General features: G+C 38.4%; 19 protein-coding genes and 2 pseudogenes. 10 read left to right on the top strand and 11 right to left on the bottom strand.

The window, feature by feature from the left end:
• Positions 1-336 precede the first annotated feature (336 nt).
• On the bottom strand, positions 337-714 hold the full coding sequence (locus ACM0OX_RS06070; RefSeq protein ID WP_414513900.1) for a response regulator: 378 nt from the start codon (positions 712-714) through the stop codon (positions 337-339).
• Between the two features lie 178 nt (positions 715-892).
• Between ACM0OX_RS06070 and ACM0OX_RS06075 the strand changes: the two genes are divergently transcribed.
• The 3 genes and pseudogenes from ACM0OX_RS06075 to ACM0OX_RS06085 form a co-directional block, all read left to right on the top strand.
• On the top strand, positions 893-2,971 hold the full coding sequence (locus ACM0OX_RS06075; RefSeq protein ID WP_414513902.1) for an ATP-binding protein: 2,079 nt from the start codon (positions 893-895) through the stop codon (positions 2,969-2,971).
• Between the two features lie 232 nt (positions 2,972-3,203).
• Complete coding sequence (locus ACM0OX_RS06080) at positions 3,204-5,012, top strand: response regulator (RefSeq protein ID WP_414513904.1); 1,809 nt, start codon at positions 3,204-3,206, stop codon at positions 5,010-5,012.
• Between the two features lie 65 nt (positions 5,013-5,077).
• Positions 5,078-5,380 (top strand): annotated as a pseudogene (locus tag ACM0OX_RS06085) (AI-2E family transporter); the annotation flags it as partial.
• Between the two features lie 63 nt (positions 5,381-5,443).
• Here ACM0OX_RS06085 and ACM0OX_RS06090 read toward each other — a convergent pair.
• The 6 genes from ACM0OX_RS06090 to ACM0OX_RS06115 are packed head-to-tail and all read right to left on the bottom strand — an operon-like array spanning position 5,444 to position 11,882.
• A complete protein-coding gene (locus ACM0OX_RS06090) occupies positions 5,444-6,670 on the bottom strand; it encodes an HhoA/HhoB/HtrA family serine endopeptidase (RefSeq protein WP_414513906.1) in 1,227 nt (408 codons plus the stop codon).
• Between the two features lie 30 nt (positions 6,671-6,700).
• Positions 6,701-7,300 (bottom strand): hypothetical protein, encoded by a 600-nt coding sequence (locus tag ACM0OX_RS06095; RefSeq protein ID WP_414513908.1) that lies wholly within the window; start codon positions 7,298-7,300, stop codon positions 6,701-6,703.
• A gap of 44 nt (positions 7,301-7,344) precedes the next feature.
• A complete protein-coding gene (locus ACM0OX_RS06100) occupies positions 7,345-8,694 on the bottom strand; it encodes a DUF2254 domain-containing protein (RefSeq protein WP_414513910.1) in 1,350 nt (449 codons plus the stop codon).
• The gene (locus tag ACM0OX_RS06105) at positions 8,691-9,698 is read right to left on the bottom strand and encodes a mechanosensitive ion channel family protein (protein WP_414513911.1); all 1,008 of its coding nucleotides are present in this window, start codon (positions 9,696-9,698) and stop codon (positions 8,691-8,693) included. The genes ACM0OX_RS06100 and ACM0OX_RS06105 overlap by 4 nt, the downstream gene beginning before the upstream one ends.
• 32 nt (positions 9,699-9,730) lie before the next feature.
• Positions 9,731-10,546, bottom strand: coding sequence for an ion transporter (locus ACM0OX_RS06110; protein ID WP_414513913.1), 816 nt, complete (start codon positions 10,544-10,546; stop codon positions 9,731-9,733).
• 52 nt (positions 10,547-10,598) lie between these two features.
• On the bottom strand, positions 10,599-11,882 hold the full coding sequence (locus ACM0OX_RS06115; RefSeq protein ID WP_414513915.1) for a TIGR00341 family protein: 1,284 nt from the start codon (positions 11,880-11,882) through the stop codon (positions 10,599-10,601).
• Positions 11,883-12,543: 661 nt separating this feature from the next.
• Between ACM0OX_RS06115 and ACM0OX_RS06120 the strand changes: the two genes are divergently transcribed.
• Positions 12,544-13,446 (top strand): S-layer homology domain-containing protein, encoded by a 903-nt coding sequence (locus tag ACM0OX_RS06120; protein ID WP_414513916.1) that lies wholly within the window; start codon positions 12,544-12,546, stop codon positions 13,444-13,446.
• A 240-nt stretch (positions 13,447-13,686) separates the two neighbouring features.
• On the top strand, positions 13,687-14,592 hold the full coding sequence (locus ACM0OX_RS06125; RefSeq protein ID WP_414513918.1) for a DUF2382 domain-containing protein: 906 nt from the start codon (positions 13,687-13,689) through the stop codon (positions 14,590-14,592).
• 153 nt (positions 14,593-14,745) lie between these two features.
• On the opposite strand, the gene ACM0OX_RS06130 is transcribed toward ACM0OX_RS06125, so the two are convergent.
• Positions 14,746-15,519, bottom strand: coding sequence for a sucrose-phosphate phosphatase (locus ACM0OX_RS06130; protein ID WP_414513920.1), 774 nt, complete (start codon positions 15,517-15,519; stop codon positions 14,746-14,748).
• Positions 15,520-15,678: 159 nt separating this feature from the next.
• On the bottom strand, positions 15,679-17,121 hold the full coding sequence (locus ACM0OX_RS06135; RefSeq protein ID WP_414513922.1) for a glycosyltransferase: 1,443 nt from the start codon (positions 17,119-17,121) through the stop codon (positions 15,679-15,681).
• 877 nt (positions 17,122-17,998) lie between these two features.
• On the opposite strand from ACM0OX_RS06135, the gene ACM0OX_RS06140 reads away from it, so the two are divergent.
• The 4 genes from ACM0OX_RS06140 to ACM0OX_RS06155 all read left to right on the top strand — a co-directional run bounded on the left by ACM0OX_RS06140 (position 17,999) and on the right by ACM0OX_RS06155 (position 21,447).
• Positions 17,999-18,640: a restriction endonuclease subunit R gene (locus ACM0OX_RS06140; protein ID WP_335152609.1), complete on the top strand. Its 642-nt coding sequence runs from the start codon at positions 17,999-18,001 to the stop codon at positions 18,638-18,640.
• A gap of 387 nt (positions 18,641-19,027) precedes the next feature.
• Complete coding sequence (locus ACM0OX_RS06145) at positions 19,028-19,603, top strand: SLATT domain-containing protein (protein WP_414513925.1); 576 nt, start codon at positions 19,028-19,030, stop codon at positions 19,601-19,603.
• Positions 19,604-19,708: 105 nt separating this feature from the next.
• Positions 19,709-21,043: a reverse transcriptase domain-containing protein gene (locus tag ACM0OX_RS06150; protein WP_414513927.1), complete on the top strand. Its 1,335-nt coding sequence runs from the start codon at positions 19,709-19,711 to the stop codon at positions 21,041-21,043.
• A 224-nt stretch (positions 21,044-21,267) separates the two neighbouring features.
• Complete coding sequence (locus tag ACM0OX_RS06155; protein WP_414513929.1) at positions 21,268-21,447, top strand: hypothetical protein; 180 nt, start codon at positions 21,268-21,270, stop codon at positions 21,445-21,447.
• Between the two features lie 157 nt (positions 21,448-21,604).
• Here the strand turns inward: ACM0OX_RS06155 and ACM0OX_RS06160 are convergent, their stop codons facing one another.
• Together ACM0OX_RS06160 and ACM0OX_RS06165 are read right to left on the bottom strand one after the other, a co-directional pair.
• Positions 21,605-22,306 carry a response regulator transcription factor gene (locus tag ACM0OX_RS06160; protein WP_114084996.1) on the bottom strand — a complete coding sequence of 234 codons (702 nt, stop codon included), beginning with the start codon at positions 22,304-22,306 and terminating at the stop codon, positions 21,605-21,607.
• 60 nt (positions 22,307-22,366) lie between these two features.
• Positions 22,367-23,798: pseudogene (locus tag ACM0OX_RS06165) on the bottom strand (transglycosylase domain-containing protein).
• A gap of 301 nt (positions 23,799-24,099) precedes the next feature.
• Here ACM0OX_RS06165 and ACM0OX_RS06170 point away from each other — a divergent pair.
• Entirely contained in the window at positions 24,100-25,500 is a 1,401-nt protein-coding gene (locus tag ACM0OX_RS06170) for an ATP-binding protein (protein ID WP_414513931.1), read from the top strand.
• Positions 25,501-25,593: the final 93 nt, after the last annotated feature.

Genomic DNA, 25,593 nt, shown 5'->3' on the forward strand with positions numbered 1-25,593 from the left:
TTTCATCTATATAATAAAACTCACTAAATTAATGTATTTAATTTTTGAAATAAATATTTAGTTGTTTTACTGAAAATAATTTATCTTAAATTCAGAACTACTATTTATTGATTTAGTTCTAAATTAGAGAGTAAAAGTGGAAAACTAGTGGAGGATATATGTTTTCGGAAAAAGCTACGACTTCAGAAAGAGACTACCAAAACTATAGATAGACCTTTTTTTAAAGCAAATCTATCCTAAAGTAGAGAGACTACAACAATCTTATCTCTGGCATCTAAATTACCACAAATAATTTAGGAATAGCTAAACTGGAAACACCAGATTTTGTAATATACTTTAGCTCAGGCTCAGGGCTGCTGCTACTTGAACAGCTAGTTTCTGAGGATTAAATGGTTTACTGATTATGCCTCTGACAGCTAGATTATTAAATAGGTTTTTGTCATTATTACGTCCTCTGGCTGTAAGTAAAATCACAGGTATGTGTTTAGTTATTTGATTAGCTTGTAGTTTTTGAAAAGTTGTCAAACCATCCATATCAGGCATCATTACGTCCAAAAGGATAGCATCGGGTTGAGATGACTGAGCTAAGATTAATCCTTGATTACCTGAAGTAGCAGTCAATACCTTCCAGCCTCCCATTATTTCTAGACAAGTCTGAATCAATTGACGGATGTCATCTTCATCATCAATAACTAAGATTTGCTTAGAGGTCATCGTTATTATCTTCCTGTTTTAAATTATTATTACTTAGTGCTTTAATTATTCCAATGTAATGAGGGGCATTGTTTAAAGCTACCATCCTCTTAAGATTAATTTTTAATGGTAAAACTTGAAAGTGGAAAACTAGAGTAGAAGTTTAATAAACAGATGGCATAATCAAAAATAATAGAAAATGTGGAGATTGACGCGATGGGCTTCGCCCCGCCTTGGGCGATGGTCTCCGACCGACCGGAGGTCATCGCAGCTAAAAGGCTATAGCATTGCATTCTTAACGGTTTTACTAGCTTTACTGCTGACACTGCTTCTATGGCAGCTACACAGGCTGAATTCTATTTACCCACTGTTTTTAGCTGCTGTCATGGTTAGCTCCTGGTATGGTGGCTTAAACCCAGGATTGTTGGCAACTTTTTTGTCTGCCATAGTCTGCGCCTACTTCCTTTTGCTCCCTTTTCATTCTCTAGCTGTTACTGGGTTCAGTGTAATAGGGTTGGTTCAGTTTGTGCTGGTAGCAGTGTTGATTACATTACTTAACACCGCACTGCGTGAGGCGCGATCGCAAGCTCAGAAAAACGCGCGAGCCGCCCAGCAAAATTACGAGTCTCTACGTCAAATTCAAGACACTCTGCGTCAAAGTGAAGAACGTTATCGATTGCTAATAGAAGGAGTAACTAATTACGCAATTTTTATGCTAGATCCAAACGGTAACTTTACTAGTTGGAACATTGGAGCCGAACGTATTTTAGGCTATCAAGAAGCAGAAATTATTGGTCAACCTTTTGAGCGAATTTTTTCACCAGAAGCAATTGAGCGTGGACAACCACAACAAGCATTAACAAAAGCCGTAACTGAGGGTTTTTCTAAGGAAAATCGTTTGCATCTCCGTAAAGATAGTACATTTTTCTGGGCGCATTGTGTAATCACACCTTTACGAGATGAAAATGGAAATCTGCGCGGCTTTTCTAAAATTATGCAAGATATTACTGAGCGCAAACAAGCCGAGGAAGAAAAAGAGCAACTGCTGCTACGAGAACAAGCCGCACGCGCTGTTAGCGAAGCGGCGCAAAGTGCAGCAGAAGCTGCAAACCGTTCCAAAGATGAATTTTTAGCAATAGTATCCCATGAATTACGTACCCCCATGACTGCAATTATCGGTTGGGCAGGGATGTTGCAAACGGGTGCGCTAGATGAAGCCAAAGTAACTCTTGCACTGGAGATAATTGAACGCAATGCTAATTTGCAAATGCAACTTATTGAAGACTTACTTGATATTTCGCGGATTGTTAGAGGAGAACTTTCACTCTCCATTGATTTAGTAGATTTAGTAGAAGTAATTACAGCCGCGATCGAGGTTGTACAATCATTGGCAGATGCTAAGAGTATTCAAATTGAAACTATACTTGATACTTCAATAGAAAAAATTTCGGGTGATTCAGATCGCTTGCAACAAGTTGTGTTAAATTTACTCACCAATGCAATTAAATTTACACCCAACGACGGACGAATTAAGGTGCAGTTGTCAAAGGAAGTGGGGAGTGAGGAAGAGTTTTCCCAACCCTCAATTCTTAACTATGTTCAAATTCAAGTCAGTGATACGGGTAAGGGTATCAGTGCTGACTTTCTACCTCATGTATTTGAGCGCTTTTGCCAAGCAGATAGTAGTCATACTCGCTCAGATAAAGGACTAGGTTTAGGGCTAGCGATCGCTCGTCATGTGGTAGAGCTGCATGGTGGCACAATCCAAGCCCAAAGCCAAGGAATAGGGCAAGGTGCAACATTTACAGTCAAATTACCCATTTTAGAAGAAAGCAGAGGAGAAAGTCTTTCCCCCTTATCTCCCCCATCTCCCTCATCCCCCAATCCACTTACCAACTTGCGAGTGCTGGTTGTAGATGACGAGGCGGATGTGCGGCAGTGGATTACCGCAGTACTCGAAGAGTCTGGAGCGACAGTTAGTACTTTTAGCTCTACAAGACAGGCACTTGAGGCACTAGAAGAATTACATCCAGATGTGTTAATCAGCGACATTGGGATGCCAGGCGAGGATGGCTACGCGCTGATGCGTAAAATCAGAGAAATTGAAGCAGAACGAGGCGGGCGGATTCCTGCTGTTGCACTGACGGGATATGCCAGGGTAGAAGATTACAAAGAGGCATTAGCAGCAGGGTTTCAGCTACATATTGCGAAACCAGTTAGAGCAGCTGAGTTAATTGCCGTTGTTGCCAGCCTGGGTAAAATGTCTGATAAAATCTGAGCAATTATTTAAATATAGCAAAATCAGAAATTGAGCGATTGTAGAGACGCGATTCATCGCGTCTTTACCCAAGGATGTATTGCAATCATTAATTGAATTGGTATTAGGTGGGGCGAATCTGTTGCTCAAACCTTGCCTTTGATAGATGTCATATAAAACTGAAAAGGGGATAACCTAAGTTATAGAAATTTGATTACAGCACTCAAGGTTGCTTCTACAAGCAAACATTTTCATGAGAATTCTGTTGGTTGAAGACGATGATTTGCTTGCTCAAGCTGTAGCAAGATATCTTACCAAACAAAATTATGTGGTTGATATTGCTGCTGATGGTGAAGCTGGTTGGGAATTAGTTAATGTCTGTAACTATGACCTGATTTTGTTAGATATTGTTCTGCCAAAGCTAGATGGCATAAGTCTTTGTCGGCAATTACGGCAGTCAGGTTATCAAATGCTGATTCTTCTTTTAACGGCAAAAGAGACTAAAACTGATAAAGTTATCGGTTTAGATGCCGGAGCAGATGATTATGTAGTCAAACCGTTTGATTTTCAAGAGTTATCAGCTCGGATTCGTGCTTTATTACGTCGGGGAAATACTTCTTTACCTCCAGTTTTAGAATGGGGAGCCTTGCGTCTCGATCCTAGTACTTGTGAAGTGACTTATGCGGACATTTCTCTAAATTTAACAGCAAAAGAATTTAGCCTTTTAGACCTTTTTTTACGCAACAACCAGCGCATCTTTAGCCGGAGTGCGATTGTAGATCAACTTTGGAGTGCTGAAAAAGATCCACCTGAAGAAAATACGATTAAATCTCATATCAAAAGTTTACGGCAAAAGCTAAAAGCAGCAGGTGCTAACTATGATTTTATAGAAACTATCTATGGAATGGGTTATCGTTTAAAAGCTCTAGATCGTGAGCAAAGTTGCCCGAAACCTGAGCCGGAAATAGATTTAAAGCAGCAGCAAATTCTACTAACAGCCATTTCTCAAGAGCGGGAAAATTTCACAGCTAAGGTTGGTTCGCGTATTGCAGTATTGAAACTAGCGGCTGATGCTTTAAGAAAAGGTACACTTGACGCTCAATTGCGGCAAAAAGCAGAGCAAGAAGCTCACAAACTAGCTGGCTCTTTGGGTAGCTTTGGCTTTCCCAAAGGTTCGTTATTAGCCAATGAGATAGAAGATTTATTTCAAACTAAAAAATTTATTAGCCAAGCTAAATGTTTTTATTTAGATAAGCTCTTGATGGAGTTGCAACGAGAGCTAGAAAAAAGCCCAGTTGAACAAACCCAAAATCTACTATTAGTAATTAGTAATGATCAACAAGTAGTTGAGGAATTGAGAAATGAGGCTGAGAACCAGGAACTACAAGTTAAGATTGCTACTAATATCGCCACCGCCAGAAGTATAATCATATCTTTAAATCCTGATGTGGTGCTACTCGATCTTGATATTGAGAAAGATAGTTTGAAGTTAATAACAGAATTATCCCAGCAAACACCACAAATACCTGTGTTAGTTTTTACAGAACGAAATAATTTTAGCGATGCCTGCGGCGGGCTTCGCCTACGCCTAGAGGTTGCACGATCTGGCGGACGTGGTTTTTTGCAAAAATCCATGCCTCCTAACGAAATTTTGGAGTCAGTGGCCCAAGTTTTACAGCAAACTCGTATTACTAAAGCGAGAATCATGATTGTAGACGATGACCCACAGACATTAATTGTTATACAACAATCTTTAGAAGCTTTAGGACTTACTCTAAAAATTCTTGAAGATCCACGCTACTTCTGGGATACTCTGACAGAATTTTCTCCAGATTTGTTAATTTTAGATGTGGAAATGCCTCATATTAATGGCATTGAACTTTGTCAGGTAGTACGTAACGATCCGTACTGGAAGTTTTTACCAGTACTGTTTCTGGTTGATAATTTATTAGGAGATATTGTTGAGCAAATCTTTGCGCTTGGTGCTAATGCTTGTCTAAGCAAAGCTGCTAAAAAATCACAGCTAATCACTTGTATATTGAATTTTGTAAAGCGAAGATAACTAGTTAGAAGCATGGCTTATTAAATAAGAAATAAGTTTATACCAAAGGTTATGAGGGGCGAATTGTGCGCTTCGGACAATTGATCGGGTTTCTCGCTCTTGTTATATCTCTTTATATTTTATGGCAAATTCGACAAATACTTTTGGTGGTATTTGCAGCAGTGGTTTTAGCTACAGTCCTAAATCAACTAGTGAGGTTTTTTCAAAGATTTCGCATTAAGCGAGGCATTGCAGTTGCCATATCAGTTATTCTCTTATTGGTCGTTTTAGTCGGTTTATTTACACTGATTGTGCCGCGTCTTATTGACCAATTACAACAATTTGGTAATATTATGCCTATAGGACTAGAACGATTGCGATCGTGGAACAAAGTCCGAATCATCTGTTGAAAGCAGTGAAAAATTAAGGTAAACATTATCTACTTTACAAACTTAAGGCCGGATGTTGTTTGGAGATGCCAGTGGTTCAGGTTTTACTGTAAATGCTAAGTTCTGTGCGTTGCGTAGCACTTGGATTTGTAAGTTATTATTTAAGCCATTCTTTTCAATAATTTGCTGAACTTCTTCAGACGTAGTAACGGGTTGATTGTTAATTTTGAGAATAACATCTCCTGGGCGCAATCCGATTCTGGCAGCAGGAGAATTAGGAATAACGCGAATAATAAGAATTCCTTGCTCTGCTACAATGCGGACGTTACTGTTTGGATAATCCTTGACTCTTTTCTTCACTTGGGGTGTTAATGTCACCATCTGAAGACCTAAGTAAGGATATTCAACTTTGCCTTGAGTAATTAATTGCTGGGCAATTCGTTGAGCTGTATCTATAGGAATGGCAAAGCCAATACCTTCAGCACCTTGGATAATTGCAGTGTTAACGCCTATCACTTGACCGCGAGCATTTAAGAGTGGCCCGCCTGAATTTCCGGGGTTAATTGCTGCGTCGGTTTGAATATAGCTGCTAGGTCTGGTGGAGAGATTTAAGGAACGGTTGATCGCACTTATAACACCTACTGTTACCGTTTGTTGTAAACCTAAAGGATTACCGATCGCAACTGCCCATTGTCCTGCTTTTAAAGTATCGGAATTTGCGATTTCTACTGCTGGTAAGTTATTACCAGGAATTTGCACAACTGCAACATCGCTCACCGTATCTTGTCCTAGCACTTTGCCCTCAACAGTACGACCGTCAGAAAATGATACCGTCACCGTATCTGCATTGTTAACAACGTGAGCATTGGTGAGAATCCGCCCATTGGGATCGATGATAAAACCAGAGCCTACACCGCGCACTACTCGTTCTTGAGGCTGTATTGGTACAGTGTCACCAAAAAAGCGCCGAAAAAATGGGTCATTTAATGTATCAGGTAACTGTGGTACTGCGCTTCTGATAGTTCGGGAAGTATTAATTTGAACTACAGCTGGTTCTACTTTTTCGACAACTTCAACCACAAAATTGTTGTCCTCAGCAGTTGGTGTTAGAGGGCGCGAACTTTGATTCTGTGTTTCCTTAACTGTCGGAGAAGTAACAATTGGAGGACGAACTTTTCCAGAAAAATCTGTTGAACAGCTACTCAAAAATCCTCCCGTTATGCCGATAAAAGGTAGCAGCAGATGAGTTGTTAGTTTGCGCGTCAAAAAATAATTTTTTGATGTATTCATCGTTATTTCAAGTGTTAAATATTATGTAATCTAAATGTATGTCTCAGTTTGCGAATGATTTGCCTCTGCATTACGACTTGTCCAGTTTCGCAACGCCCAAAGGCTAATTAAAGCTGCTAATCCAGCACCAAGAGTGTCCATAACTAAATCAATAATGGTGTCATCCAAGCTTTCAATTACTTGAGTGCTGAGAATTTTACCAGCAGACCATTCCGTGACTTCCCACAAAGCACCAATAGCAATTCCAAAACTAGTAATTGTCACTAAATACAAAAGTGTATGATTCCGAAATATATTCAACATTGAACCATAGACTAAAAAACTGAGTGCTAAGGTAATTGCAGAAGTCGTATAAGCATGAACAATTTCGTCATAGGGGCCTGGCATACCAAATAAATCCCATACCCAACCAGTAGCATTGAGCAATGCAGCCAACACAAACAAAAAATCAAATAAAGTGGGTAATTTATCATCTCGGATGACAAACACAAAGGATAGAACAAGGAAGACTGCAAGCCCCAAGGCATTTGACCACTTACCTTGAACTGCTGCGGCTATAACAAAAATTGTTAGTAGAGCCTGTCCTATCCATGCGATAATTCGATAACCTTTCCAATTCAGAATTTTCATAATTATTACCTCATAAATATTAATTTAAAACGCTATTCTTCTGATTAATCCCAATCCTTATTATTGTCATCATTATTTAAATTTTTAATGACCTGATAATAACTTTCTTCTACATCTTTGCGGTCTTGTTCTTGTGATAGTCCCTCACGGCTATCTTGTAAAATCATGTCAGCATGATGGCGCAGGCTTACTTGATATTTAGAATTTTTGGTGTAGGTGGCAATAGTAGCTATAGCTTCTAACAAACGAATAGTTACTCCTGCATCCGACTTTCCATACTGCCGAATTTGGTTAAAAGCACGATCGAGCAATCCTTGAAAATCGACTCCTTCGGCAATGAAGCGCAATTTTTTATTTTTATCGTAGCGATAGGGCGAAGGAAAATCTCTTTGAACCAAGTGGCACAGTCCTGCGCTAATTCGATCAATACAGCGAATTGCAGTAAATGGATCGTTTATTCCAGGGGAAATGGCACGCAGAGCAATTTCTACTAATTGATCGATTGGAAACTCTATATCCTGTTGTTCTGTACGTTCTTTGCCTAAAATAAAAGCATCATTGATTTGTTTGGTAAGTTTTTTATTTACTTTTTTTCCAGGAAAAACCAAGGCTAAATCGCTACCTTGAATTAGAAATTTTCCCGGTCTAACTTTAAGGCGTATTAGCAAATTATGTTTACAAGCAATTTCCATCAATTCCCCATTATCAATTGCTTGTAAATAGCCAGTGTCATTAGCTCGAATCGGTAAAGCTTCTTTCTCAAAGGACATGGGAATTTCTTCAATTCCAAGGCTATGTTCTGGTTCACCATGCCCAATTCTTTCTGGAAATAGTCGCTTAATTGCTGAATGTAAATCCTCACTAACATTTTCGATTACGTGAGATGCCTGAATTATGGTTGAAGCATGATGGATAAAATAAATTAATACACCAATGCTAATAATTGCGAGTAAAGTGCCGACTGTAACTGAGAGTTGTGGCACATACTGTTCGTATCCATCTCCTTCTCCATGAATTGTTCGCAGTACAAGCAAGCAGTAGATGAACGTACCAATAAATGTGCCTAGTACAACTTGATTACCTGTATCCTGCATAAAATTACGCAGAAGTCGCGGCCCGAAATTGGAAGCAGCCAACTGAAGCGCCACAATTGTAATTGAAAAGGCTGTAGCAGCAACGCTAATCATCGAACCTGCAACCGATCCTAACAGCGATCGCGCCCCATCTGCTCCACCTGTATAAATCCACCAATAATCAATGTCTACCTTACCTGTACGGTCAAGATTAAGCATTGTGAAAGCTAAAGCAGTAGCTACTACCGCCATAACCGCCGGTATGAACCAGTAACTTGAGTGGAGCTGATCCCACAGTTTGCTTATCTTGACATTTTTCATTGTTCGTTGCTTTGAGAATCTATTTTGCCGTTATTATCTTGTGAGGAGCGTGCTTGAGCAAGTAACCTGAGCGAATCGCTGATGCGACGGGGCTTCGGTACTTCACCTTTACCTGCGGGCCAACCTTCACGCTGACGAGAGCGGTTTCCATCTGTCTCTTCCGTCTGATCGTGGAACAGAATTTGTTGAGTTGGGAAGGGTAAATCAATGCCGTTTGCAACGAGCGTTTTCTTAATTGCAGTAATCACTTTATCCCGCGAAATAAGATTATCTGCGCGTCTTGGTGGATGAACCCACCAACGCACCCGGATGTTGACAGTGCTTTCGGCTAGTTCCATTGCTAGTACATCAGGAGCCGGATCTTTTAAGACTTCATTTACACTAAGCATTGCGTCTAGCATTAACTGCTTGGCACGGTCAATGTCGTCGTTGTAGCCAATGCCGACATCGTACTCTAATCGTCGATTATCAAAGGCAGTGTTTACAGTTACCGAATTAGTAAATAATTCTGAGTTTGGAATGACAATCCGCCGACCGTCATAAGTTCTGATTGTTGTTGCCCGTGTCTCAATATTTTCGACCGTTCCTTCAAAGCCTTTAAAAACAATTTGGTCATCAATTTGAAAAGGTTCAGTGAGCAGAATTAAAATTCCAGCTAAGAAATTTTGCAAAATATCGCGGAAAGCAAAACCAATTGCAACACCACTAATTCCTAAAAGTTGTATCAAATCACCAGCTTGAAATGTAGGAATCACAATGGAAAGGGCGATAAACAACCCAATCAAAATTGTTAATCCCTGCGCTAACCTTCCTAGTACTAGACCTAGATTTCGGGCAGAACGACGATTGCGAGTTAACCGCTTGACCACTACTTTAATTCTGCTAGCGATAAACAAAAAGATTATAAAGACAATTAACCCTAATACAATGTTCGGTAGCAAAGCTATGAACCCGTTAACCATACTTTGAACCTTGTCCCAAGCTGCGGAGATTTCTGCATTCATGAAGTTTCCTCATTAAGTAATTTTTGCTAACATCAACGCTCAGAATTTTGATGCAATAATTCTTGAATTTCCCCGCGCAATGCTGCGATTTCACCCTGAAGCATTTGAATCGATTTCGCTCCAGCTAACTCTGCTTCATCATCATCAGCATCACGGCCAATAAAAAACGTCGCCAGAGTCGCAGTAACATAACCAAACACGGCAAACGCATATAACGCTAAGAAAAAACAAAGCACCCGACCTTCGGGCGTTTTGGGCAAATAGTCAGAACCCATCGTTGTCATTAGCATTGCTGTCCACCATAAAGCAGTGCCGTAGTTGTGTAGCCCTGATTCCACTGGAACTTCGTTTTCAAAGGCATACATTCCTGCTGCTCCTATTAAAGTAACAATCATTGTTAATGCCACAACATAACCAAATCCTCTACGGCTAATACTTGCTGCTAAAACCCGCATTCCTCGGTTAGCACGAGTCATAACTCGCAACAACTGTAAACCTCGCACAGCCCGCGCTGTTCGTAGTACGCGGACGACTCGGATAATCCGAAAAGTACGCAATGCTGGCAACACTAAAGAAATAGCTGTTAGCCAGTTGCTTTTGATATAGTCAGGTTTGTGAGGAGCGATCGCTAGTTTAAGTAAAAAATCTAATATAAAAATAATCCAAATAGTGATGCTAAAGGCTTCCAGTAAAGAGTTTAATCCCCAGATGATCTCGATGATGAATAGTGCTAGCCATACAAAGCCCAGCACCAGCATTGGAATTTCTAGCCAATCTTCCAACTGCTGCAAGACTTCATTACGTTCTTTTTCTAGGGCTTGTTTTTCTGAAAGCTTTGATCTACTCATGAGATTAATTCGTAATTCGTAATTCGTAATTCGTAATTTTAGAGAATTGGCTTTATTGTTTACTTGCAGGGGTTTCTAGTACGTTGACATCAACTAGAGGTGTCACATTTAAGTCCTGTTTCAATAATTGGGTTTGAATTGATTGGGTGAGGCGTGAGCGTATTTCTTCACTAGACGCTGTAACTCCCGGTTGACGCTGCACATAAATAACAGATAGTAGGGTATCCTGTCCTTGAATATTGGATCGTGTAAAGCGGACATTCGACTCGACTAATTTTGCTAAACCAACTTGCTCTACAGTTTTCTGAACTTGGGCGTTGGCACGTTGGGCAAGGCTAGAGCGTTGTAAGTTGGGAGAATTAGAGAACTGCCAAGTTAGTAAACCTGCCAATGCGATGACAGTTATCACTAAGGAAATACCGAATACCCGTTTTTTACCACGCTGATAGCGAGTTCCTTGAGCAGATAGCCCGAATATTCGGAACAACAAAGCTGCTGAAAAGTTAATGCCGCATAGTTGCAAAAATAATAAGAACAGCCCCGAAATTGCCATGTCCCATCTGCCAACTGCACTAGCCATACCGACAATTCCCGCAGGTGGAGCTAAGGAAGCGGCGACTAACATTCCGGTTGCTGCCCCAGAGACTAAACTACTGCGATCTGATTGAACCAAGTTGAGCGCTCCTGCTGCTCCGGCTGCCAATGGCAAAATCACTGCCACTGCTGAAATCTGGCTATTGTCTAGCATTAAACTGGTGGGAATTTCTTGCTGTAATATCAGACTGAGTAGCCAAGTAGTGGCAATTGTGACTGCTAAAGCGGCAAAATATCGTAAAACACTCCGTCCTAAGAGTTTGCGATCGCCCCATGCAGTAGCGATCGCTGTATTCATGGCCGGGCCTGCAAACGGTGCAATCAGCATTGCCGCCACCAGCAAGTAAGCTGTATTCGTATACAAGCCAATCCAGACTACAAAGCCTGCCAGTGCTGCATAACCAAGAAAACCTCGCCAAGAGCCAACACTTTGCAAACCAGAAAGAAAAATCTCAATCGGACTGCGTTCTTCCACATCTACAACTTGTTGCGGCGCTTCTGATGCAGGGGGTTGCAGAGTCATCACACCAGTTGGTATTAGCGTGATTTGTACTTTGGGCAAGTCTTGCAACTTGTCCAGAACTTTGCCAACTTCTCGATTAGAAACGTGAACAATCACCACATCAATCGGTTCTTCAGCATTTCCTTCAAATCGAGCCAGATTTGTGCCGTTATGAGATTTGGCAATATCAATAACAGCTTTTCCATTTCCCCGTGGTACTTGGATAATGAGTTGACGCATTCTACCCTCCTACGGCTAACCATCTTGCGTTTTCAAACAATAACTCTACTATCCAAAGAAAGATTTTTTGAAAGATGTATCTCATATTCAATTAACACTTAATTTTTATCCGTAAAATGGTTACATAGTAAAATGACTGGTAGTCAAGGTAGCAAAAAAGTTATATAAGGAAAATTTCATTAATTTATCGTTTGAGACTTAGATTAAATCTAAATAGTGGAAAAGCCGTGGAGAACTCTGCTATATTTTTCTTCTCGAAAGCAAGCTTTAGATTTTATTACTTAGATTTATACCAGTCCTAAATCATTCGTGAAAATTATATCTCTCTTTCTTCTTTCTTTGCTTTGCGTCCAACTCTTACGAGAAGCTGCGCGTAGCTTGCTTCCCCAAAGGGGTATGCGGTTCGTTTCCTAATCTATATTTTTCACAACTCAAATAAGATTGCTATAAAATTATTCTATTAATATAAGCCCTTAATAAAACATTAACGTTGTTAATATTTTCATTGTTGCGTTATCTATACCTAAAGTAATAAGCATAGTCAGTCTTTAGTAGTATTTGAAGCTGCATGATAAATTTCTCCACTAAATTTCCACTATTTTTTAATAACTATTGAAGTATTAGAAATAATGAATAATTGAGAAAACAGGAGGCACGGATCGTGACACAGTTAACTAAATTAGTGTCAGCAGGTGTATCTTTACTAACTTTAAATTTAACAGTACTAGCAGTTGGAGCATTAGAAACATCTGCTCAATCTTCCCCTACAACTACCTTTAGTGATGTTCAACCTAATTACTGGGCACAGCCATTTATTCGAGGTTTGGCTGCAAGAAATATTGTAACTGGATATCCTGATGGTACATTTCGACCAGAACAACCAGTAGACCGAGATGAGTTTGCAGCAATTATTCGTAAAGCTTTTGATCAACCACCAACTCGCCAGATAGAAAGTGGTGCTGTATATAAAGATGTTCCTACTAACTATTGGGCTACTCGTCCCATCGAAGAAGCATATCAACAAGGATTTATGGCAGGTTATCCTGGTGGTTACTTTCGTCCCAATCAATCCGTTTCTAAGGTTGAGGCAATAGTTGCTTTAAACAAAGGTCTGAATCTAACTAGTGGTACATCAGCAGTTACTGTACCTACAGTTACGCAAAGAGTAGTTACTCAAAAAATCGCACAAAAACCTGTAAAAAGACGTATTTTAATGCCGCTTGCTGTTACTACTCTAATGCAGCCTTTATTCATATCAAAAGCCCAGGCTGTACCAGCTAATGCTGTGAATCTTAACCGTCCTGCGTCATTTATTATTACTAACACTTACGCAGATGCCAATAAGATTCCGCAATATGCAGTTGGAGATGTAGCAGCCGCAACTCAAGCAAATATAGTAGTCAACTATCCAAATCCTAAAGTTTTTAATCCAAGTAAACCTGCAACTAGAGGAGAGATTACGGCTTTAGTTTATCAAACTTTAGTTTCCCAAGGAAAGATAGAACCAGTTGCTATTAATTTACCTGTTAATCAGTATATTGTTCGTACTCCGATCAACAAATAAAAGGCTCAATAAGTGCGAATTTCTCCGAGATTTTTGCTGATTTCAGGTCTAACAACTTATTTGTAAGCCTCTACAATCTTATGCAAACGTTTACTTGTGGTTTAATTAAACCTAATTTTTTGAACCCATTAATTCCACAGTAATGATTTTTTAGACATTAATATCTTTCTTTAGAAAGAAGGAGTAAAAAATTATATTTTTACAATTGTAAATATAGATAAATGTAGGAGAAAAAAGAATATGGCTTTATATAAACTCGAAGACTTTGCTGGTAACTATAGTGATGCAGATTTTGATAGCTATGAAGTTAGGGATTTTGATGTCTATTCAGATATAAACGACGATAAAGTTGGGACTGTCAAACACATCTTGGTGGATGATTCGGGTCATTTCCGCTATTTAGTTGTTGACACAGGTTTTTGGTTCTTTGGTAGACAAGTATTGTTACCAATTGGGCGTTCCCGAATAAGCTATAGCGATAGACGTGTGTATGCTATTGGGTTGACGAAGGAGCAAGTAAAAAGTTTACCAGATTTTAATGATTTGGAACATGTTGATTACGATTATGAGGAACGGGTGCGTGGAGTTTATCGTACTCCAGTAAGACAAGCACCTTTAAGTACCTCAACACCTGTAGAGACATCGATACCTGTAGATGCTCCACCAGCCTCTAGCGATCGCGCAAGAATTACTCCCGATCGCAATACATATACGTATGAAGATGAACCAAATCTTTACGATATGAATCAGCAGGATCATCAAAACCTGAAACTATACGAAGAACGTTTAGTTGCCAATAAATCTCGTGTTAAGACAGGAGAAGTATCTGTTGGCAAACATGTTGAAACTGAGACGGCAAGGGTTGCTGTACCAGTTGAAAAAGAACGCGTAATTATTGAACGCACTACTCCAAACGAAGCTGGTAGAACTGTATCGTCTGCTGAGGCTAACTTCCGTGAAGGAGAAGTTACTCGGATGGATCTTTATGAAGAAACCCCTGATATTCAGAAGGAAGCGGTTTTGCGTGAGGAAGTGAAAATTAAGAAAGTAGTTGAACAGGATACAGTTGAAGCCGAAGGTACTGTTCGTCGTGAAGAATTAGACGTTAATACGAATGATGAGCGGTTGCATGAGAGAAAAAGCTAAATGGCTTTGAGATAACTGCTAATGAAATATCCCCGCATTTATAGAAGCTAAGTGCGGGGCAATTTTTTACATTCAAAGTCAATTTGGAATAGGTTGCGATCGCTATGTGGGTGCTGTTGTCCAACCATCCTAAAAGAATGGTTGCATCATCGCCTATGGTGGGGCGTAGCCCATTGCCTTCCAACTATTAGGAAATGGCAAAATATTAAAATAAATTAATCCTTCAAGAATACCCGTAGCACCAGGGTAGTGAGCTAAAAAGTGCCAAGGATAATGTGTCTTGTAATACCACCATAGAAGTTCCGTTTGGGCATTAGCAACGATAATCCCAGCTGATGGCTGTTGAAATAAACTGATGTCATTTCCAGAACCTCCACAGATAACGGTTGCATCTAATTGCGCTTGCAGCAATTCTTGCAGATATGCAGTTGCTTCACCTTTGTTACTGTTCTTGGGTATGATATCAACGTCCCGCCCATTGCTAAAAATCACCTCAGACTGCAATCCAGTAAAAGTTAACAAATCCTGCAAATCATGGATAACCTCAAGCGGCGCATCCATATCTAGGCAAAAGCTTAATTTATAGGGAGTTTGTTCGCTATCGGGTTGAGGTATCAGTGCCGGAAAGTAACTAGTAATTGTCCAAACTGCATCCCAATCCCAATCTTTTGAGATTTGATTTACCCAATCTTTTTCTAAAAGCACACCCTGTTGATAAATTTCAGTACCTACACTAGCGATTAAATAATCGGGTTTCAAAAGCCGTGCTTTTGCTATCACCCGGCGACTAGAAGCATAAGAGCGACCAGTAACATAGACTAAGTAAATCTTATTGCGTATAGCTTCTAGCCTTTGATTTAAAACAGCAATAGCTCGATTGTTACCAACCAAGGTATTATCTAATTCAATCACCAAAAGCAGTTTCATATTTGTTTGCTTTCACTAAAATAGTACAGTATTGATAAACCTCTTTCCCTCTGCTCTCGTTCGGCTCCTTCCGATTCTGCTCGGCACAAGTTACGGTAAGCCTGCTCTCAGGAACAACTGCGCTCTTAACGATCTCTCTTTAACCGGACACGATATCATTTAACTGGTTGCCCACTGCACAATGTCATTAGAAAAAGAGTCAATTAATTTTTCTAGAGCTTTAATTTCGTTGGATTTCAAAACTTTTGATTTCAATAAATTTTGGATTTGTCTTTCTAAATCTGGAGTTAACTTTTTAGTTTGAATAATTTCTTGAACAAATGTATCAAGTGTTAAAGATTGATAGAGTTCTTGGACTTGGGTAGCAACTCCCTGAGTGCTAAAACGAGACTGAACCCAATTTTGTGCAGCATTGCCATAGCTTTGTTTTAGAGTTGGGTTTTGTAATAGACTATGAATAGCGATCGCCAATGCTTTAAAATCACGAGGAGGAACTAAAAATCCGGTTTCACCATGCACCACCGTATGCTGCAATCCTCCCACATTACTCGCAATTACGGGTGTTCCAGCTGCCATTGCTTCAATCGCCACTAAACCAAAAGGTTCGTAGTAACTCGGTACAATGCAGATATCCCCTGCGGCATAGTAAACAGGTAACAGCGCTTGAGAAATTCGTCCAGTGAAAACTGTAACGGCTTCTAATCCCAGGTCGTTCACCAAAGTTTCAATGCGTTGTTGTTCTTTAAAGTCTGCTCCATCTTCACGACTACCACCAACTAGATAGAGTTGAAATGCTGAAGGCAAATTGGCGCAAGCTTTAACTAGGGTTTCAACTCCCTTGCGAGGGTCAAAACGTCCTACATACAAGATTATCTGAGAATCTGCATCAATTCCCAACTGTTGGCGAGCAACTTCTTTACTGACAGAACCAAAGTGTTTAGTATTAATTCCGCAGGGAATGACTTTAATACGACCATCTTGCGAAATTAACTGACGTAAATCTTCCGCTTCTTGAGGGCTAGTAGATATTACATAATCCGCTTGTTCTAAAATTGCCCTCTCTACACAATTACGAATTGCAGCAATCGGCGGCGGATTCTCTATATTGCGGTATTTAACTGCACCTATAGAGTGATAGGTATGAACTTGAGGTAGTCCCAATCGAGATTTAAGTTCTAATCCTACCCAAGCAGAAAGCCAATAGTTAGTATGAATCAAGGCATAGTTGCGCCCTGTTCGTTGTTGAAAATTCAGCCAAGCTTCTACAAATTCTGGTAAATATTCAAATAAATCGTTTCTAGTAATGAATTCTGCTGGCCCAGCATTTAAACGAATAGTGCGACACCCTGGTGCTAATTCCACAATTTCTTCTTGGTCGGGGTATTCGCGTCGGGTAAACATATCAACCTGACAGCCGCGTTTTGCTAATGCTAATCCCAATTCTCGCACATAGACATTTTGACCACCTGCCCCTTCTTTACCAATTTCAGCTGTCGGGTCGCCATGAACTGAAATTAGGGCATAAATGGGTTGAGAATTTGGTGTTTCTGTAGCAGAACTTTCTAGAGATTTAACTAAATTTAAAGCAGGAAGAGTATTCATAATCAAAATTAACTATGGTATGTGGTACAAAAATTCACAGCTAGGTAAGTTGGAAAAAAAATTATTTATTAAGTTACCTATCATCGAAAGAAACGTGTAAAAACCTTCTAGGAAACATAAACGAATGGCTTCTACTTGATTTTTGATTATTTGGAGAGCATTCTGGAAGAGAATCAATTAATAACCGTATTGCTTCATAAATTGATATTTGATGATATCCTGCATAAGCTCTAAGCTTGCGATACTCTTTATTGGTAATAACAATATTGGAAATATTTATTGAAAAATGGGTCATAAAAATTTCCTCAAAACTGAAATAAACTTACCAAAATGCTTTCGTTCCAAGATGTTACATTTTAGAAGTTGAAATATCGGTGAGAAATCGGTGAGAAATCGGTTATTAATAAAAAAATGCTATCTAAATCAATTTCTATTTAATTTAAAAATATCAAATATCTAAGCTAAAACACATCTAATTTGCAGATGGAAATTTTCTCAATATCTTGTGGGGTGGGCAACATTAGCGCCCTGATTATGCAACTTGAATGCTGATTAGCTTATGGTTGCGGTGTCGGAACGACCGTTGGAGGGTTAGTGGATCTTGGTATGACTAACAAATAAAAATATACAGAGCAACTAAATTTATTTATGGTTACTGAGCTTGTTGAAGTATGAGCCTGAAACTGATGAGCAAATTGTTAGCTCTGGATGGACAACCGCGATCGCTATCTATATCCTCAAGGCGATCGCTATTCCTGTGAATCGTGATTTTTAGGCGATCTCTCTTTTGCTCTTAATATATCGTATATTAGGTATTGGAGCCTAGATCAAATGTCTAGACTTTTAAACTTCATGTAATTACTACAAGAATTTAACCGTGATTACAAATGCTAGTAGCCTTACCCTTGGCGCTCTTCGTCAAACTTTTGGCTTGAGACTCGACTCTAGCGATCGCTTTTTTGATGAATGGTTAAATAATGCGCCGACTCTAACCGAAGCGGAACTACAAGGACTAGATCGCCTCACTCGAAACTATACCTATCTCAGTCAAGAAGAACCACCTCTCGAAGAAATTGTTAAGCTTATAGTTATATCACCATTGCTAGATTTAGCAGGTTTCTATCAGTTTCCTTTTTTGGTAAAAGCAGAAGTAAGTACCAATATCGAAGTTGCAGACGAAGCTAATGCTATTGCAGTTCAAGGCAGGATTGATATTTTGGTGATTCAAGATAGTTTTTGGATTTTGGTAATCGAGTCAAAGCCTGCAAGACTAGACGTTACGGCGGGAATTCCCCAAGCACTTACTTATTTGTTGAGCGCTCCCAACTTACAGTCAAGTTGTTATGCAATGGTTACAAACGGAAGAGAAGTATTGTTTTTGAAATGCGATCGCCACCAAAATGTCCCTCAATATACTAGATCCAATACTTATCGGTTACTTGAAAATACATCAGAACGTATCCAAGTTTTGCAGGGACTTAAACAAATTGGGGCTTATATTGGCGATTTGAGGAGTTAGGCGATCGCTATTCCTGTGAGTCGTGATTTTTAGGCGATCGCGGCACGAACATTATTTTACTCCAAGATATTTATCTGCGTTCCCAACAATCTATTGTCTGAGTAGAAGAAGTTGCACTAGGGAACGCACCCTAAAAGATCAGCGATCGCACTGAGATTGATTTCTCATCGTATACGCTATTGTGAAAATCAATTGTCTGAGTTGACTTTAATCTTGAAATTTGATACCCTCATAGCTACCCTATGTGTATATTGATTAGCCTCAACCACTCACTTCAGAGTGGGTGAAACTAATTTTGAAGAGATAAATCTCTTGTCTTCTAGACTGACTCATTTATTTGAGCGTTAACTATTTACTAACTATTTATGCACTAGGGTTTTTTCTTTTATGAATTCTCCTGATAAAGCACTATCCAATCGTATTTGGTGGACAAGAAAGGCTCGTATTGAAGCTGAACAAAGACTACTTTGGACTTCTTTTCACGCTGATTTGATTTTGTTTTATTACTCAGCTTTTTCTGTAGGAACTTCCGTTTACTACTTTAAGTTTGCACCTAAAAGTGAATATATTAATTTTGTATGGATTCTTTTTTCGATTTTAATCTTTTGTATTCAATGTTTTTCAAGTGGATTTCAGCTTAATCGCAGGGCTGGACTACTCAAAGAATGTTACGAAGCATTGGGGAATCTTGAGCAAAAATGTAATAAGGCAAGTGAAAGTGAATTGATTCAGATTAGAGAAGATTTTACCCTTCTTCTGCGCTCTTGTGAAAATCATGAATCATTAGATTACTATCGTGCTATTTTTAATGAAAAATGGATATCTGGGGGAAAAATAGATAAAGACTTAACGATTGGAATGTACTGTTTAATATTGATATCTTTTTTATCACGAACGTTATTACTTGCTATTCTGTATTTATTACCTTTTTCTTTATTTTTATTAAGTGGTGATGCAAAATAGATTGCCAATTAGACAAGCCTGAAAAGATTTGTTTTCCTATATATTATAGATAATTTTTTTAAGGAACTTACTATATATCTTTTAATAAGATAGGGGTTTAAAATAATGCCTTCCGAAATAGAATTTAGAAATTATTTTTCAGAAAAGTCACTTCATAAAGTTTATGATGAGCATATACAATTCTCGGCTTCGTCTGGTATTGACAATATCAATCAAAAGTCTTTCAAGAAAATTGCCGATCAACAAATATTAATAGCATCAAAAAAAATACTTAATGGCAGTTATAATTTTAGTAACTATAGGCTAAAACTCGTTAGCAAAGGACGAGGTAAATTTCCTAGAGAAATATCTATTCCAACAATTCGTGATCGTATTGTTTTACGGGCGTTGTGCGATTTACTTTCTCAAACTTTTCGTGGGGATTTAAGCTTAGAACTGCCTCAAAATATCATTAAAAAAATAAAAGCAGAGAAGACAAAATATAATGCCTTTGTCAAACTAGATATTCGTGATTTTTATCCAACTATCTCACACGATCATCTTCTCTCAAGATTAAGATATAAAATACGTCATAAGAAAACACTAGAACTTATTAATAAAGCAATTCAAACCTATACTGTTGTAAGCAAATCTGAAAACAATGATAAGATTTCTTTAGGCGTTCCTCAAGGATTGTCAATTTCAAATATACTGGCTGCCATTTATCTTCAAAAAATTGACAAGGAAATTTGCAAGAACAAGAATTTTCAGTATTTTAGATATGTCGATGATATATTAATCCTTTGTGAATCTCAAGATTCTAACCAATTAGCTAACAAGCTAATTGTTGATTTTTCTAAAATAGATTTAAAAATTCATGATCCTGAAAATGGTAGCGGGAAGTCAATAATTGGATCATTTAAAAATGACGGTTTTAATTATTTAGGTTACTCTTTTAAAAATCTTGGAAATTATTCGGTCAGTGTCAGGGAGGAATCAATTGCCAAAATAAAAAATTCTTTAGCGTCAATATTTACAAGTTACAAGTATTCTAAAAATAAGAATCAAGATTTTTTAGAATGGCGTTTAAATCTTCGTATTACGGGATGTATTTTAGAAAATAAATGTAAAGGTTGGTTATTCTTTTTTGCAGAAATAGATGATAAGAGTCTTCTTCACGAACTCGACGCTTATGTTAAACATCTTCAAGAAAGATTTGACGTTGATCTTTCACCTAAAAAATTTATGCGAACTTTTCATGAAATTCAATATCATAAATATCGAACTAACTATATACCAAATTTTGATAAATATACTTTAAAAAATAAGCAAGAAGTCTTAGAAAATGTTTTCCATCAAAACGTTAATAAACTAAGTACAGGTGATATTGAATACAGATTTAAAAAATATGTAACCAGAGAATCTCGTGAATTATTAGAGGATATTTTGAATTTTAGTTGATATTTTCTCGTTTGGAGAACTCAATGGTATAAAAGGGTTTAACGCTCAAGTAAACCTCTAAATTGTTGATTCTTTTATTTGTGATCGCTATTTCTCTGAGTCGTGATTTTTAGGCGATCGCATCAACAATCAATCTCCTAAAGGCGATCGCTATTATTGTGAGTCATGATTTTTAGGCGATCGCGTAACATAGAATTATAACTGACTTCAAAACAGCAAATTATATGCTAGAAGCAAATATACGCGACAACCAAGAGCTTTCTCAGCTAATCCAACAAGCCAATTCTAAGCCAGAAGCGATCGCCTTAGTCCAAGAAGGGCAACCAAAAGCAGTAGTTATCTCAGTTGCTCCCGACTTAATGAATTCTCGACATTTAAAAAGCTGGTTTACTAATTGCTTTTAGATAAAAATTAAAATTCCCCAAACCAATAATTAAATTGATTTGGAGAACTAATAGTGTTCTAGTGTAAAAGAAGAGGTTAACTTCAGTAATGTAATTGTAATTTAACAATCAGTTGTAAAGATAAGAGGTAAATATCGGGTAGAAATCGGGTATTTTCCTAAAGCTGCTTTAAGCGATAGCCCAATCCATGAACTGTCTCAATAAAATCATCAGCAGCACCTACGTCTTTAAGTTTATACCGTAAACTCTTAATGTGAGACTTAACAGTTTCTTCGCTCGGAGGATCATCAAGTGACCAGATGCGCTCAATAATTCCGGCTCGACTTAGCACCCGCCGACCGCTAGAAACCATTAGTTCTAAAAGAGCAAATTCTTTAGGTGTTAGATGTAAAGGCTGGTCAGCATAAGTGACTTCATAAGTGCTGGAATTTAAACGCAGATTACCCCAACCAAAGTCTGAAGAAGATGTTGCGGCACTATTGCGGCGCAACAGGGCGCGAACACGAGCCATTAACTCTGGCATTTCAAAAGGTTTAACCATATAATCATCTGCTCCAGCATCCAACCCGGTAATTTTGTCACCAAGGGTATCGCGTGCTGTTAACATGAGTACAGGTATTGCAATGTTACGCGATAAGGTATGCCTTGATGTAGGCGATCGCAAGCGTTGACAAAAACTTACACCATCTAACTTAGGTAAAGTAATATCTAGTACCACCAAATCATATTCCAACACTTTGATGCAATCCCATGCTTCCTCTCCATCTTGGGCTATATCTACCACATATTGACGGTCAGTCAGGGCTTCCATCAGCATCTCTGCTAACTGGACATCATCTTCAACTACCAAAATCCGCATTGTCAGAATATTTGTAAATTAAAAAACTAGAATAGATTCCAATACTTAACTTTAATACTTTCAATTTGATTTCGGACGAGGAAAATTAGAAGGTGGCTGGAAGTTTTCTACTGGTACATCTTTGAGTGCCTTCTGCATAAAATCACGCCAAATAGGAGCAACCATACCTCCGCCTGTCGCGTGGCTAGATAATTGTCGGTTGTTGTCCCTCCCTACCCAAATGGCAGTTGTTAACTGCGGTACCGTACCAATAAACCAAATATCTTTCTCTGAGGATGTTGTACCTGTTTTTCCTGCAACTGGACGACCTATATCTGCACCTCTACCAGTTCCTTCTTTAACTACCGTTTGCATCACGTCTAAAATTGCTGCTGATGCCCAAGGGTCAAGAACTCGCTGAGGTTTAGGCTTTAACAAAATGTGTGCGAGGATCAATTGCCACTAGAGCCATTTGGTTATTATTTAATCCCTGACGTTCAAGGGTTCGATGCCACTTCTTAATAGTTTTTTCTGCCATCATTTGGAAGCTAGTATCAACTGTGGTTTGTACATGCATTCCGCCTTTCAGCAATGTTTCACGCCCAAACTTTTTAATTAATTCCTGAGCTACTGTGTTGGTAACGTAGGGCAAAGCGCTACCTTGAAATGACCTAATTTCACCAAGTTTAATTTTTTGTTTGAGGGCATCATTATACTCTTGTTGGCTAATCCAATTCAGTTCTAACATTCGCACCAATACTTCTTTTTGTTTTTGTTTTGCCAACTTCATGCTGACAAACGGGCTAAATTCTTCTGGAGCTTGAATCAAACCGGACATCATTGCTGATTCGCCCAAAGTCAAATTTTGTGCTGATTTTTTAAAGTAAGTGCGTGCTGCTGTCTGAACACCATAGTTATTATGACCCCAGTAAACTTGATTGAGGTACATTTCTAATATTTCATCTTTACTAAGAACTTGCTCTAAGCGAATTGCTAATACTGCTTCTGCTATTTTTCGGGTAAAAGCACGTTTTTGAGATAAGAAAATATTTTTTACCAACTGCATGGTGATTGTAGAACCACCCTCTCGCACTTCCCCAGATGCCAGATTGACTAATGCAGCACGTCCAATACCACCGGGATTAATACCATGATGCTCGTAGAAACGGCTATCTTCGCTAGCTAATACTGCTCGTTTCAAATTGGGAGAAATTTGATTCAAAGGCACTACTTGGCGATTAGCTTCCCCATGTATACGTGTTAAAAGCTTGCCTTTAATATCATAGATATAAGTTGTTTCTGAAGGTACAAAGTTTTGTAGTTGTCTAACATCTGGCAGATTACGGAAACTAATGGCTAAACCAACTAACCCTCCAGCTAATATAGAACTTGATAGCATCGTAATTGATAGGAGTGTGCCGCCAGTTACTTGACCGACTTTTTTCAAAAACTCAGAATTAGGTAAAGTTTGAACTTGTGATTGTTTCTCTTCAAAAGTTTTAAAGGATGACACGGCAATTTAATTTCCTAACTTATTAAATCTTGGTTTTACCTATATAAATATAAAGAAAATAAAATTTCTTCAAATAAACATTTAAATTTATTTGAAGAAAATTTAGTGTGATGCATAATTGCATAAGGAGTTATTTTAAATAGCATTTTAACAAATAGCTGTGGAGATAAAGGGCAAAAATCGGGTAAAAATCGGTTAGTAAGAAAAATAATTTTGAACTAAGCTTTTATTGGAAAAATCTTTACTTTGATGTAAGGTCTTGGGTAAGATATGGACTCTGAACCATTAATTGATTTTTTCTATGAAATGGTCGCTGGAAAGGAAATGGATAACCTCTGGCTTTGGCTTGAGCTTATTATTAATGGGTGCAGCTAGTATGATTTCTTACCAAAACGCTACTCAGTTAATTACAAGTAGCAATCAAGTGAAGGACACACATGAGGTAATGAAAAATGTTATTGACATCTTTGCTACACTAACCGATGCAGAAGCAGGACGCAGAGGTTATATCCTATATAGAGAGCAATCAGAACTCAAACGTTACTATCAGGCAATGCAAAGCCTGGATGCCAAAGTTAAAAAATTGCAGCAACAACTTGCTGATGACTCTTATCAACAGCAGCAAATAAGGAAGCTAAAATTCCTCATTGCTCAAAGAGTTCAATTATCTAAACAGTCAATTAACCTCAAAGAATTAGGTAAATCAAGCTTTGCTATTCAAGCACCTCTACTTACTCAAAGTAACCAAAACCGCAATCAAATCCGCGAAACGCTTACCCAAATGCAAGCTAGGGAGGAACAGTTACTACAAATCTCGGTGAGACATTCTCAAGAGAATATCCGCAACCGGATGTTGATTGAATTCCTCGGTACTTTCTTGAGTTTTGCCATTTTATTAGGCGTTTATGCTTTGCTTTATCAACAATTAGTGAAGCGCCAAGAAGCAGAAGCGATTCAACAGACTTTAGCTCAAGAAAAAGAACTTAGTGAATTGAAGTTACGCTTTTTTTCAATGGTATCCCATGAATTTCGTACACCATTAAGTATTATATTGGGGTCGGCTCAACTATTGGCTCAAAGTAATCAGCAGTGGACGGAAGAGAAGAAACTTAAAAATCTGTATCGCATTCAATCTTCAGCTAGGTCAATGAACCAGTTACTAACCGATATTTTAACTTTGACTAGGGCAGAAGCTGGGAAATTAGAATTTCATCCAGAACTGATAGATTTGGAAGCATTTTGCATTAATTTGATAGAAGACCTCCAATTTTCTAATCAACAACAGCATACTATTAAATTCATCAGTCAAGGTAACTGTACCCATGCCAAATTAGACGAAAATATACTTTATTCCGTTCTGAGTAACTTACTCTCAAATGCAATTAAATATTCCCCTCCAGAGGGAAGTATTTTCTTAATTCTTAGTTGTGAATCATCCGCAATATTTTTCCAAGTTAAAGATAATGGGATAGGAATTCCTGGCGAATTTAAAGAACATTTATTTGAGCCTTTTCATCGTGCTAATAATGTAGGTAAGATTGTTGGCAGTGGACTAGGACTTGCTGTGGTTAAAAAGTGTTTAGAAATACATCATGGAGAAATTTATGTAGATAGCGAAGTAGGAGGCGGAACAAGTTTTACGATAAAATTTCCCCAACAAGGAACAGTAATAGTCAAGAGCAAGTTAAGCAGTCATGATTAAACTTAAACCTTCTTGGTGATAAGGTTTTCATCCTTACTATTTAACAAATTAATTTCGAGAGGAAGATGTCACAAATATATCTGTTAATACAAA

It is taken from the genome of Nostoc sp. PCC 9305 (assembly GCF_963920915.1).
GTDB lineage: Bacteria > Cyanobacteriota > Cyanobacteriia > Cyanobacteriales > Nostocaceae > Nostoc.